A 12658-nucleotide genomic window follows, 5' to 3' on the forward strand; every position below is an offset into this window, starting at 1 on the left:
ACAGAACTGACTACCCCTTTCCCTCCCCCGTGCTGCACGCTTGACCCGTGCTTCCCAGGGGAGGGGAACGATGGACAAGCGGTACGAGATATTCTGTCTCGCAGACCGGTATTTCTATGACACGCCAGAACGCTTGTCGGATTCCGCGTCCCGCGAGTCGGATTCCGTGTCGGATTCCGCGTCCCGCGAGGGGGAAGCCGCCGAGGACCCGGGCGAGTTCGCCGTTTCCCGCCGCCCCGTACCCGCGGGCTGGCGCAGCACTCGGTCGGGCGACTGGCTGGAGCTGCGGCCACTGACCGGCGAGTTCCCCCTCCAGGGCTGGAAGATCCACGCGTCGGCCACCCTGCGGAACGCGAACGCGATCGGCGAAGCCGTCTGGGACTACTGCGTCCCCCGGGGCATTCCCTTCAAATGCGTTCCGCACCGCACCCTACTCTATCTGCGCAACGCGAAATACGCCGGGCGCGGCACGAGCGGAAAATTCGCCACCATCTATCCCGCCGACGAAACCCAGCTCGAAATGGTGGTGCGGGAGTTGGGCGAGAAACTGCACGGCAGTCCTGGGCCCTATATTCTCACCGACCTGCGCTGGCGCCAGGGCCCGTTGTACGTACGCTACGGCGGATTCGCCCCCCGCTTCTGCGTCGATCCGCACGGCCGGCTCGTTCCCGCGGTGGAGGACGCGCACGGCAACCTGGTGCCCGACCGCAAGGACCCGGCGTTCCGGGTGCCGGACGGGGTGGAGCTGCCCGCGTTTCTCCGTCCCGCGCTGGCGGCCCGTGCCTCGGCGACCGTCGCGGAACTGCCGTACCGCATCGACAAGGCGCTGCACTTCTCCAACGGTGGCGGCGTCTACGGCGGCACCGACATCCGCGACGGCAGCCGGGTCGTCCTCAAGGAGGCCAGGCCGCACGCCGGGCTCGCCGCCGACGGCGCCGACGCGGTCGCGCGACTGGAGCGCGAGAAGACGGCTCTCGACCAGCTCGCCGGGCTGCCGGTGGTGCCGGCCCTGCGGGACTGGCTGGAGGTGGACGGGCACCGGTTCCTGGTGATGGAGGAGATAGCGGGGCAGCCCCTCAACTCCTTCTTCGCCAGGCGGCACCCGTTGCTGAGCGCCGACCCCGATCCGGAGGCCGTCTCCCGCCACACCGCGTGGGCGCTGCGCGTCCACCGGCTGGTCGTGGAGGCTGTCGAGGCGGTACACGCCCGGGGCATCGTCTTCAACGACCTGCACATGTTCAACATCATGCTGGCGCCCGACGAACAGACGGTGCGGCTGCTGGACTTCGAGGCGGCGGCGCGCGCGGAGGACGATCCACGGCAGATCGTCGCCCACCCCGGCTTCATCGCCCCCGCCGACCGCAGCGGCTACGACATCGACCGCTACGCCCTGGCCTGTCTCGCGCTCGCCCTGTTCCTGCCCATGACGACGCTGCTGGCGGTCGACCGGGGCAAGGCCGGACACCTGGCGCGGATCGCCGCCGAGCAGTTCCCCGGCATCCCCGAGGACTTCCTGGCCCAGGCCGTCGCCACCATCGAGGGAGCCGGCTCGCGTACCGGGGAGGACAGCTCAGGCACCCCACGCACCTCACGCACCTCACGCACACGGAGCGGCACCCGTACGGAGGGAGACGCCCGTACGGGCAGCGCCGCCGAGGGCGAGGGCGCCTCCCGCCTCCCGGCGTCCGTATCGGCTCTCGTCCCGGCCGTCGGCTCGCCCGGGGGCCCCGGCGAGTGGCACGCCGCGCGCGAGGCCATGGTCAAGGCCGTACTCGCCTCCGCCACCCCCACGCGCGACGACCGCCTGATCCCGGGAGACATCGCCCAGTTCGGCGACGGCGGCGGCCTGGGGCTGGCGTACGGCGCGGCCGGGGTGCTGCACGCGCTCGCCGAGACGGGAGCCGGCCGCTGGCCCGAGGGCGAGGAGTGGCTGCTGCGGCACACCGATCCCCCGCCGCGCGGCACTCCGCTGGGCCTCTACGACGGGCTGCCGGGCGTGGCACTCGTCCTGGCACGCTCCGGACACGCCAAGCGCGCGCTGGAACTGACCGACCGGGTGCTGGAGGAGAAGTGGCAGCGGCTGGGCAGCTCCCTGTTCGGCGGTCTCGCCGGCCTGGGTCTGGCTTTCGGCCGACTCGCCGAGCAGACCGGTGAGGAGGGCCTGCACACCGCCGCCACCGAGGCCGCGCGGCTGCTCGCCCAACGGCTGGACGAGCCGGACGACGACCGTCCAGGAGCCGACAGAGCCGGGCTGCTGCACGGTTCGACCGGCGCGGCGCTGCTCTTCCTCCGGCTGTACGAGCGGCACCGGGAGCCCGCGCTGCTCGACCTGGCGGAGCGGGCGCTCGCCCGGGACCTGGCGCGCTGTGTGCAGGACAGCGCAGGGACCTGGCAGGTGGACGAGGGAAGCCGCACCATGCCGTATCTGGGCGCGGGCAGCGTGGGCATCGCGATGGTGCTCGACGACTTCCTCCGCCACCGCCCCGGCCACACCGCGTTCGAGCGGGCCCGCACGGGCATCCTGCCGGCCGCCCGGATGAGGTACTACGCACAACCGGGGCTCTTCCAAGGGCGCGCGGGCATGCTGCTGCACCTCAGCAGGACCGCCACCCCCGGTGTCACCGACGGCGACCGCACGGCCCAGCTCGCCGGGCTCGGCTGGTACGGCATGGCGTACGCGGGCGGACTCGCCTTCCCCGGCGACCAGATGATGCGGCTGTCGATGGACCTGGCGACCGGCACGGCGGGCTGTCTACTCGCGGTCGGTGCCGCCGCGGCCGTCCGCGGCGGACAGACGCCGCCGAGCCTGCCGTTCCTCCCGCCCCTCACGGACGCGCCCCTCACAGGTGCGCCCCTCCCGCTGGCCGACGGCGTGCATGCGCCCGGCGGCGGCCCTCAGACCGGCCTTGGGGACGAAGGCCGTACCGAAGCACCACCGTCCCTGTAACACACACCGATCACCCGAGTGGGAAGGAAACACCACGATGGCACTTCTCGACCTGCAGACGCTGGAGCCCGAGGAGCGGACCGGCGGCGGCGACGACAGCAGCGCGAGCCTCCTCCTGTGCGACAAGCACAGCTCCCACAGCACGCTCCTGTGCCTGTGACCGGGTGACACACACACCCGGTGCTCCTGGGCGGGGCGCTGTCCCCGCCCAGGAGCACTTCCCTGTCTCCAAACCGCAGGACTCCAAACCGCAGGACTCCGGACCGCCGGACTCCGGCCCGCAGGCCTGCGGTCCGGAGGCCTCCGGGCGGCGCGCGGCGGCCACCGGGCGTCCTGGCGGCCCGAAGTCCCCGGCCGACCGGCTGCTGCTCACCGCGGGGCGCCGTCACCGGTGGCGCGCGGTGGCCCTCTTCCTGTCCGCGACCGCGGCGGCAGGCGCCTCGCTGGCTCTCCCGGCCGCGCTCGGCCACACACTCGACCTGCTGCTGACCGAGGCGGGACACGGGAGGGGCACGAGCGGCGCGGGGGACGGCGCGACGGCCGGCGGCACAGGCGCGGGCGGCTGGCTCGCGGTGTGTGCGGCGCTCACCTGCGCGCTGCTCGTGCTGGACGCCGCCGACGCGGTCCTCACCGGCACCCTCACCTCCCGTACGACCGCGCGGCTGCGCTCCCGGCTCGCCGGACACCTGCTGGGCGTCTCCCCGCTGCGGGCCGGCCGCTTCTCCTCGGGGGACCTGGTCACCCGCTGCACGGGCAACGCCGCGCACGCGGGCGCGGGCCCCGCCGGCGTCGCCTCGGCACTGGCGGCGCTGGTCACCCCGGTGGGCGGCCTTCTCGCGCTGGCCCTGCTCGATCTGCGGCTCGCCGCCGTCTTCGCCGCCGGGACACCGCTGCTCGTGCTGCTGCTGCGGGCGTTCTCCCGGACATCGACGGCGTGTGTCACCCGCTACCAGGAAGCACAGGCGCGGATCGCCGGACGGCTCGTGGAGGCACTGTCGGGGGCCCGCACCATCGCGGCGGCGGGCATCGAGCGCCGGGAACGCGCCCGCGTGCTGGAGCCGTTGGCCGAGCTGTCCGAGCACGGGCACCGCACGTGGCACGTCCAGGGGCGGGCCACGGCGCAGGCCGCCGTGCTGGTACCGCTCCTCCAGGTCGCCGTGGTGGCGGTCGGCGGACTGCTGGTGGGCGAGCGGGAGCTGAGCGTGGGCGGGCTCGTCGCCGCCACGCGGTACGCGGCGCTCGCGGCGGGCGTGGGTACGCTCGTCGGGCAGCTCAACGCGCTGGTACGGAGCCGCACGGCCGCGCAGCGGCTGGCTCAGGTGCTGGCCGTTCCTCCCCTGCGCGAGGGACACCTCATGCTGCCGGAGGCCGCCGCCCCGTCCCGCGGGGGCCGGCTCGAGTTGCGCGGTGTACGCGCCTCGTACGGAAACGAGGCGGTGCTGCGGCACGTGGACCTGGTGGTGCCCGCGGGGGCCACCGTGGCCGTGGTCGGCCGCTCCGGGTCGGGCAAGTCCCTGCTGGCGGCGGTCGCCGGGCGGCTCGCCGAGCCGGACGCGGGGCGGGTGCTGCTGGACGGCGTCGACCTGGCCGACCTGACCTCCGCGCAGCTGCGACGCGCCGTCGGTTTCGCGTTCGAGCGTCCCGTCCTCTTCGGCGCGACGGTGGGCGAGGCGATCGCGGCGGGCGTTCCCGCCGAGCACGGGCCGCCCGCGACGCGGGTGGTCCACGCGGCGACCCTGGCCTGCGCCGACGACTTCGTCCGTACCCTCCCCCGCGGCTACGACACCCCGCACGGGCTGGCGCCGCTGTCCGGAGGCGAGGTGCAACGCGTCGGTCTGGCGCGCGCGTTCGCCCAGGGCGCCCGTGTGCTGATCCTGGACGACGCCACCTCGAGCCTGGACACCGTGACGGAACTGAAGGTGACACGGGCGCTGACGAGCGCGCGCGAGGTGGCACACACCCGGTTGATCGTCGCGCACCGGGCCTCGACGGCCGCCCGCGCCGACCTGACCGCGTGGCTGGAGGGTGGCCGAATCCGTGCGGTCGCCCCCCACGGGCACCTGTGGAAGACGCCCGCCTACCGGGCGCTGTTCGGGAGCGGGGCCGATGAGTGACCCGCTGGGCGGCCCCGCGGCGCGGCTGTCCGCACGCCGCGGAAAGCACCGCCGTGAGCCGGTACTGGTGCGAGCGGGACTGCGCTTCCTGCGACGGCGCCCGGGGGTTCTGTGGGCGCTGGCGGGCTGGTCGCTGCTGGAGGCGGCCCACACCTTCGCGCTGGGTTTCGCACTGGCCCGCGCGCTGGACTCGGGGTTCCTGGCGGGGCGCCCGGCCACCGGCCTGTGGTGGCTGGCCGCCGCCGGTCTCGGGCTGCTGGTGGGAGCGCTGGGAACGGCGCGGGTCTACCGCCAGGTGGCCGCGCTGGCCGAGCCACTGCGCGACGCGCTGGTGCGCCGCGTGGTGGCACGCGGCCTGTACGAGGCGGTCACGGCCACGGTCGCACCGGGGCGCGGAACCGGCGACGCCGGTACTTCCTCCGTCTCCCGCCTCACGCACCAGGTCGAGATCGCGCGGGACAGCTTCGCCGGTGTGGTCATGGTCTCCCGCTCCTTCGTCGTCGCTCTCGCCGGGGCGCTCTCGGGCCTGGCCGCGCTGGCGCCCCCGCTGCTGCTCGTCGTCCTGCCACCGCTGGCCGCGGGGCTGGCGGTCTTCGCGGTGACACTGCGCCCACTGGCCCGGCGGCAACGGGACTTCTTGGTGGCCGACGAGGAACTGGCGGCCGAGGCGACGACCGTGGTGCGCGCGCTGCGGGACGTGTCCGCCTGCGGCGCGCGGCAGACGGTGCGACAGGCGCTGCGCCGGCGCGTCGAGACCGAACGGCGCGCCGCCGACGCGCTCGCGTACTGGGGGATCGCCCGGGCGGTGGCGCTGGGGCTCGGCGGACGTCTGCCCGTTGTCCTGCTGCTGGCGCTGGCCCCCTGGCTGCTGCGCAACGGGGTGAGCGCGGGAGAGCTGGCGGGCGCGCTCACCTACCTGACGCAGGCGCTGCTGCCGGCGCTCCAGAGTCTGGTGCACGGACTGGGCGGCGCCGGAGCCCGGCTCGCCGTGGTGATCGGCCGCCTGCACCAGGGGGCGCCCGAGCCGTTGGCGCCCGAGCCGCCGGGATCCGAGGCACCGGCGCCCGAGGCGTCGGCGGCCGGGGCACGGGCGGCCGAGGCACCGGCGGCCGAGGCGTCGGCACTGGAGGCACCGGCGGTGGAGGCGTCGGCGCCCCAGCAGCCCGGGCGGACGGAGCACTGCGTGCACGCGGACCCCGGTGGCGCGCCCTGCCCGACGCGCGGCCCGTCAGCGGCGCGCCGTCCCTCCCGGGTGCCGGCCCCGCACGGCTTCGGCGGGGCGCCTCCCGCGCTCGCGCTGCGCGACGTCTCCTTCGCGTACGGCCCGGCGGCCAGGCCGGTGCTGTGCGGACTCGACCTGGAGGTACCGGCGGGTGGCCACCTGGCGGTCGTCGGCCCCAGCGGCGCGGGGAAGTCCACCCTCGCGCTGCTGGCCGCCGGGCTGCTGCGGCCCTCGCACGGACAGGTGCGGCTGTCCGGCAGGGCGGCGGCGCCCGCGAACGGCGTGCCGCCCGCGGGGCAGCGGGTGGTGGTCCCGCAGGAGTCCTACGTCTTCACCGGGAGCCTGCGGGAGAACCTCTCGTGCCTGCTGCCGGAGGACTCCGCACCGCTGCCGGACGCGGCGCTGTCGTCCGCCGTGGAGGCGGTGGGCGCCCAGGCGCTGGTACGGCGGCTCGGTGGCCTGGCGGGGCACGTGGAGGCGGCGGCGCTCTCCGCCGGGGAGCGGCAGCAGTTGGCGCTGGCCCGCGCCTACCTCTCCCCGGCGCCGCTGGCCGTTCTCGACGAGGCGGGCAGCCAGTTGGACCCGGCCGCCGAGGAGCGCGCCGAGTCGGCCTTCACGCGGCGGGGCGGCACGCTGGTGGTGATCGCGCACCGGATCAGTTCGGCCCTGCGGGCCGACCGGGTGCTGGTGCTGGACGGCTCCCGCACCCGCTGCGGCACTCACCGCGAACTGCTGGCGTGCTCCCCGCTCTACCGCGACCTGACCGCCGGCTGGGCCCCGCACCCGCTCGCCGCCGAGCGGCAGACGCGGCAGACGCGGCAGACCGCGGGTGAGTGGGGCACCGGGTAGCGAGGGCAGCGGCGGGTGACGGCGGGGTCGGAACGCGGCCTTCGTACGGGCGCCAGGAGCACCGCGAGAGCCGCGCGCGGAGGACTGGGCCGCCATGTCGGACGGCGTGCGGGCGGCAGCGCTGCCCTGCGGCGTCCGGGGGCGCGCCTTGGCGTGGGTCAGAGCCAGCCGGCGCCCTGGGAGATGCGGATGGCGTCCACGCGGTTGCGGGCGCCGGTCTTGCGGGTGATGGCGGACATGTAGTTGCGCACGGTGCCGGCCGAAAGCCCGAGGCGGCGCGCTATCTCGGTGATGCCGGCTCCCTCGGCCGCTGCCGAGAGCACGGTCAGCTCCCGTTCGCTGAGCGGCACTTCGGAGGCGCGCAACACCGTGCCGGCCAGCGCGTTGTCGACGAAGCGTTCTCCTGCGGCGACGCGTCGGATGCCCGCCACCAACTGTTCGGGCAGGGCGTCCTTGCACACGAAGCCGCGCGCTCCCGCGTCCAGTGCCCGGCGCAGCGCTCCGGGACAGTGCTGGCTGACGAGTACCAGCAGGCGGCGCGGCGCGTCCCCGCCGGAACCCGGAAGGTGCTGCGACACGCGTGCCGGGCCGGCCAGTTCGTGGAGCGGCAGGCGCCCTGTCACGTCGGCGTCCGCGACGCACACGTCGGCCTTCAGGGCACGCGCCGACCGCATCGCCTCCTTCCCTGACACGGCCTCTATCTCCATGCCGGGTTCCGATCCGACCAGAGCCGCCAGCCCGCATCTGAGGATGCGCACATCGTGTACCAGCAATACCCGGATCACTCTGAGTCCCCCCTAAGTGCCTGATAGCCGCATGACAGGCGCAGCTCCATACATACAAGCTCATCGCGGGGAGGAGACGAGGAGTTTTGGCCACACATCGAGACCACGCGTACGCAGTGTGTTATGGGGGCGCGCGAGAGGGCGCATGCGCGGAGCCTCACCACCGGCGGAGTGTCCGCCCGTGCGCCCCCGCCGGCGCCGCTCACCACACCAGCGCGGCCAGCAGAGTCAGTCCCGCGACCGCGCAGGCGACGTAGTCGCCGACATGTCCGGAGTGCAGCCGCCGCAGCGGCAGGGACCAGCGGGGCCGCACGCCGCTGGGAACGGTCCGCAGAGCGGCCCAGGCCCCGCAGGCGGCGAGCACGGCCGAGAGCAGGCCCAGCGCGACACCCGCCGGTGACCAGTGCGGCACCGGGGAGGGCGCCAGGTGGTGCCGCGTGGCGTGCAGGACCGTCATGGCGTAGCCGCTGTGATCGGTGAAGCTGTCGGCGGCCCGGCTGACGGCGGACCACAGCGGCGGCACGCAGCCGACCGCCAGCCCTGAGGCGAGCAGCGCGGCGGCGGCGGCGAACATGGTGTCCGGCGCCTTGGTCACCCTCTCCCGGGTCTCCTCGGGTTCGTCGGCGCCGGTGGTCTCCGGATCCTGGCTCGCCTGGCCTTCCTGGTCTGCCTGGTCCTCCTGGTCTGCCTGGCCCTTCTCTCCGCCGCCCTCGCGGTGGCGTCCGGTGGTGTGCGGACGGTCCTGGTCGGCGGGCGGGGAGCCGAGTCCGAAGAAGACGCCGCCCGCGACGCGCAGTACCGCCCCTCCGGTGGCGGCGGAGACGGCCACGAACACCACGGTCAGCCAGCCGCCCGCCGCCTCCTCCGAGAGCGCCTTGCCCAGCCCGGTGCCGAACGGCGGAAGCCCGGCGAGCGCCAGCCCGCCGACGGTGAACAGCACGCCCACAGGGCGCAGCCGGGTGCCCCGGCCGTGCAGTTCCTGTTCGTCGACGCTCCCGAACCGGTCCACCAGTACCCCCGCGCACGCGAACAGCGCGGCCTTGACCCCGGCATGCCCGAGCACGTACAGCGCGGTGCCCGAGACGGCTTCGGGGGTGAGGACGGCCAGCGCGACGAGGAAGAGTCCGGTGTGGGCGATGGTGGAGAACGCCAGCAGCCGTTTGACGTGCCGCTGCAACCAGCACAGCAGCGCGCCCGTGACAGCCGTCAGCACGCCCAGCGCCAGCAGCGCGCGGTGCACGGCCGCCTCGGGCAGTGCACCGCTGCCCGCGAAGACCGTCCAGTACAGGCGTGCCACGCCGTAGACACCCAGCTGCACCATCACGCCTGACAACAGCATGCACACCGGTGTGGGTGCCACGGTGTGCGCGTCGGGCAGCCAGAAGTGGAAGGGCACGGCGGCGGCCTTGACGAGGAAACCCGTCGCCACCAGCACGAACGCCACTTTCACCAGCGTCCCCGACCCCTCGCCGCCGGCGTCCAGGTGGTGCCCGATCTGGGCGAGGCCGAGCTGTCCCGTGTGCGCGTACAGCAGGCCGACGCCCAGCAGGGTGGCGTAGCCGCCCAGTGAGTTGAGGAACCCGAAGGTGAGGGCGCCCTGCACGGCGCGGGCCTCTTCGACCCGGTATCCGGTCAACGCGTAGGCGACGACGCCCATCAGTTCGAAGAAGACGAAGGCGTTGAACAGGTCCCCGGTCAGCGTGAACCCGCACATCGCCGCCTGGAACGCCAGGATCAGCGCGGGAAAGGCGCCGGCCTGGTGGGGCGGCGGATCGTCGAAGAACCGCCACGAGTAGACCAGCACGGTGACCACCAGCACCGAGACCAGTGCGGCAAGACCGAGCCCGATGCCGTCCCCGACCAGCACGATGCCCACCCCGGACCCGTTCCGTGGCCGCCAGCCGCCCACCCACTCCACGGGCGTGGCGCCGTCGGCGGTGGCGACCAGCACCCCCACGGCGAGCGCCGCGGTGGCACCGGCGACGAGGGTGCCGAAGACGTCGGCGACGTACCGGGGCAGCCACCGTCCCGTCGCCACCAGGACGGCCGCGCCCAGCAGCGGCCCGGCGACCAGCACGGGGAGTGCCTGGGCCGGCGTCATCCGCGCAGCTCCCGCAACTCGTCGGGATCGACCGTGCCGTGGCGCTTGGAGACCTGCACGACCAGCGCCAGCAGCAGGGCCGTGAGGGTCGCGCCGACGACGATGTCGGTGAGGGTGAGGGTCTGCACCACCGGGTCGACGACGGGGCGCGAGCCCGGCCGGATGTCGGAGAAGACGGGCGCTGTTCCGCCGCGCCGGTAGCCGACGGCCAGTAGCAGCACGTAGGTGGAGGCCTGGCAGACGGCGAGCGACCCCACGGCGTGGATGAGGTTCCGGCTGGTGGCCAGGCCGTAGCAGCCGGCCAGGAACAGCCACCCGGCGACCAGGTACGGCAGGACACTCACGGTCGGCTCCCTTCGCCCCCGTGCGCGCTCTCCCCGCCCTGCGGGGCGCGCCCCTCGTCCCGCGCACCGCTCTGCCCGCCCTGCGGGGCGCGCCCCTCGTCCTGCGAGCCGTGGGCGGCCTCGATCACGATGGCCTGATCGAGGAACTGCGCCAGCAACACCACGACGGCGGCGGCGACCTCGACGCCGATGGCGGCGTTGAGGAGGGGCACGGTGCCCCCGGAGGCGAGCGTGCCGGACGTCCCGTACGGCAGGACGTTCTGCAGGAAGGCGGCCCCGGACAGCAGTGCGCCCAGCCCGACGAGGAGATAACCCGCCTCCCCCGCCGCGTCGGCGAGGGTGAACAGCGTGACCGAGCGCACCCGTCGCAGCGCCCGGTAGTCGATGGCGATGTAGAGCAGGTGCAGCGCGGTCGCGGCCACCACGCCGCCCTGGAACCCACCGCCGGGGCTGATCTGTCCGTGCGCGACGACGTAGAGCCCTGTCAGCAGCGTGAGCGGCAGCACCGTCAGCGCGTAGCGGCGCACCGGGGCGGGGACGAGCGCGGGCTGCGGATCGACGCGGCGCTCGTCGCGGGCCGTGCGCAGGATGACGACGGTGCCCAGGGCTGCCCCGAAGAGGATGGCCTGCTCGCCCAGGGTGTCGAAGGCCCGCTGGTCGAAGTTGACGGAGGCGACGGTGTTGGAGGTGTGCCGCCCGAGCGCTGCCTCGACGGCGCGCCGCCCGTAGGGGTGCCATGAGCCGCCGAACCCGGGCAGTTGGAGGAAGGCGGCGCACAGCAGCGCGGCCAGCCCGAGGAGGCCGACGGCCAGGACCGCCATCCGCACGCGCCGGCTCACTCGTGCTCCTCCCGCCGTTCGCTGCGCGCCTTGCGCCGCACCTTCCGTACGGACAGCAGCACCATCAGCGGCGTCAGCGCGGTGCCGACGGCCAGTTGCGACAGTGCCACGTCGGGCGCCTGGAGCACGGCGAACAGCAGGGCGAGCGCCAGCCCGAGCCCCGCCAGGACGGCGGCCTGGCGCACCGGGTCACGGGCCAGGACCGCGGCCGTGCCCGCGACGGTGACCAGCAGCAGCGCCACCACGACGGGCAGGTCACCGCCCATCGGAGCCACCCCCTCCCGGCGGGGTCGTCAGCGCTCGGGTGCACAGGGCGCTGCCCGCCACCAGAAGGCACCCGATGAACAGGAGCTTCAGCGTGGTCCTGCCGGGGCTGGCCGCGACGCACACCGGAAGGACCACCGCGGGCACGGGCGCCACCCCCAGCACGGTCATCGTCCGGGTGACCAGGGGGCGCGGCCTGCTGGCCCGCAACTCCTCGCCCAGCAGCCGCTCGTAGACCAGCGTGCCGACAGGGCCGAGCACGGCCAGCACCAGAGCCATGTCCGTGTAGGAGGGGCGGGCGTAGCCCTGGGCCAGCAGCAGCATGACGAGGGCGGCGAGCACGGTGGCGAGGTTCTGCGCCAGGACGCGCCTGCGGACGGGGCCCGTGCAGATGCCCAGCAGCGCGGGCAGGAAACCGCCGAGGAGCAGCGCGCAGGCGGCGGCGAGCCAGCCGTTCACCGCCGCACCGCCGCCCTGCGGGCGGCCCGGCCTCCGTAGGCGGCCAGGAGAGCCGCGCCCGCGCCGACAGCACACTCCAGGGTGTCGACCGTCTGGATGAGGACCAGCCACAGCCCGGCCAGCACCACCCACCAGCCGGCCACCTCCAGGGCCGCAGTCAGCAGACGCGCCATCAGCCCGCCTCCCCTCGCCCAACGAAGCCATGCGGACCGGACGGGTCAGGGGGTACCACCGCTCGCGCGGCATGAAACGGGGCGTCTCCGCGCGCCGTACGAAGCGGCACCCGCGCGTCGTTTCGCCCCGTGACCTGCGGGTACCGCGACGCTTTTGGGAAAGCCCACCCGAGGACGACGCACCCGAGAGCCGCCGGAGCGTCCGGCGGGCGGACGAGCGGAGTGACAGATGCGACTGACCGACGCCCTCACCACCACGCCGGGTACCCGGGACACGCCGGGCACGAAGCCGCTGCCGCCGCTGGGTGCCCGTCAGGCGGCCGGCGTGGTGGGCGACGTGCTGCTGCCCGTGCTGGCGGGCGGAGTGATCGTGCGCAGGCCGCGCGCCATGTCGCTCCTCGAGCGCACCGGCTGGGACCGGCGGGGCGTGGAGCGGATGCGCGCGCTGCGCGACCAGCACGGCCCGCGACGAGCGCCGCGTCGATCCGCAGCCCGCGCTCGTCCCCGCCCCGGTGCGCCGCTACGCGCTGACGGTGCTGCCGCTCACGCTGCTGACAGGGC

11 protein-coding genes and 1 pseudogene are annotated in these 12658 nt (G+C 74.6%); 5 read left to right on the forward strand and 7 right to left on the reverse strand.

What is annotated here, in order from left to right:
* Positions 1–70: 70 nt before the first annotated feature.
* From lanKC to AB8Z75_RS10945, 4 genes are read left to right on the forward strand one after another with little or no spacing between them, the layout of a single operon-like run.
* Positions 71–2947, forward strand: a complete 2877-nt coding sequence (gene lanKC / locus AB8Z75_RS10930) for a class III lanthionine synthetase LanKC (protein ID WP_369201264.1) — start codon at positions 71–73, stop codon at positions 2945–2947.
* 37 nt (positions 2948–2984) lie between these two features.
* Positions 2985–3107, forward strand: coding sequence for a SapB/AmfS family lanthipeptide (locus AB8Z75_RS10935; RefSeq protein WP_114014651.1), 123 nt, complete (start codon positions 2985–2987; stop codon positions 3105–3107).
* Between the two features lie 4 nt (positions 3108–3111).
* Positions 3112–5061, forward strand: a complete 1950-nt coding sequence (locus AB8Z75_RS10940; RefSeq protein ID WP_369201265.1) for an ABC transporter ATP-binding protein — start codon at positions 3112–3114, stop codon at positions 5059–5061.
* Positions 5054–7132 (forward strand): ATP-binding cassette domain-containing protein, encoded by a 2079-nt coding sequence (locus AB8Z75_RS10945; protein ID WP_369201266.1) that lies wholly within the window; start codon positions 5054–5056, stop codon positions 7130–7132. Before AB8Z75_RS10940 ends, AB8Z75_RS10945 begins: the two co-directional genes overlap by 8 nt.
* Before the next feature lie 158 nt (positions 7133–7290).
* Here the strand turns inward: AB8Z75_RS10945 and AB8Z75_RS10950 are convergent, their stop codons facing one another.
* From AB8Z75_RS10950 to AB8Z75_RS10980, 7 genes are all read right to left on the reverse strand, one after another.
* Entirely contained in the window at positions 7291–7917 is a 627-nt protein-coding gene (locus AB8Z75_RS10950; protein ID WP_369201267.1) for a LuxR C-terminal-related transcriptional regulator, read from the reverse strand.
* A 202-nt stretch (positions 7918–8119) separates the two neighbouring features.
* On the reverse strand, positions 8120–10018 hold the full coding sequence (locus AB8Z75_RS10955) for a complex I subunit 5 family protein (RefSeq protein WP_369201268.1): 1899 nt from the start codon (positions 10016–10018) through the stop codon (positions 8120–8122).
* Complete coding sequence (locus AB8Z75_RS10960) at positions 10015–10362, reverse strand: sodium:proton antiporter (RefSeq protein ID WP_369201269.1); 348 nt, start codon at positions 10360–10362, stop codon at positions 10015–10017. Before AB8Z75_RS10960 ends, AB8Z75_RS10955 begins: the two co-directional genes overlap by 4 nt.
* Positions 10359–11201, reverse strand: a complete 843-nt coding sequence (locus AB8Z75_RS10965; protein WP_369201270.1) for an MnhB domain-containing protein — start codon at positions 11199–11201, stop codon at positions 10359–10361. Before AB8Z75_RS10965 ends, AB8Z75_RS10960 begins: the two co-directional genes overlap by 4 nt.
* A complete protein-coding gene (locus AB8Z75_RS10970) occupies positions 11198–11467 on the reverse strand; it encodes a hydrogenase subunit MbhD domain-containing protein (protein WP_369201271.1) in 270 nt (89 codons plus the stop codon). Before AB8Z75_RS10970 ends, AB8Z75_RS10965 begins: the two co-directional genes overlap by 4 nt.
* On the reverse strand, positions 11457–11924 hold the full coding sequence (locus tag AB8Z75_RS10975) for a monovalent cation/H+ antiporter complex subunit F (RefSeq protein ID WP_369201272.1): 468 nt from the start codon (positions 11922–11924) through the stop codon (positions 11457–11459). Before AB8Z75_RS10975 ends, AB8Z75_RS10970 begins: the two co-directional genes overlap by 11 nt.
* The gene (locus tag AB8Z75_RS10980) at positions 11921–12097 is read right to left on the reverse strand and encodes a hypothetical protein (protein WP_369201273.1); all 177 of its coding nucleotides are present in this window, start codon (positions 12095–12097) and stop codon (positions 11921–11923) included. The genes AB8Z75_RS10975 and AB8Z75_RS10980 overlap by 4 nt, the downstream gene beginning before the upstream one ends.
* 229 nt (positions 12098–12326) lie before the next feature.
* Between AB8Z75_RS10980 and AB8Z75_RS10985 the strand changes: the two are divergent.
* Positions 12327–12658: pseudogene (locus AB8Z75_RS10985) on the forward strand (hypothetical protein); the annotation flags it as partial.

The organism is Streptomyces sp. PU-14G, assembly GCF_041028275.1.
Taxonomy (GTDB): Bacteria; Actinomycetota; Actinomycetes; order Streptomycetales; family Streptomycetaceae; genus Streptomyces.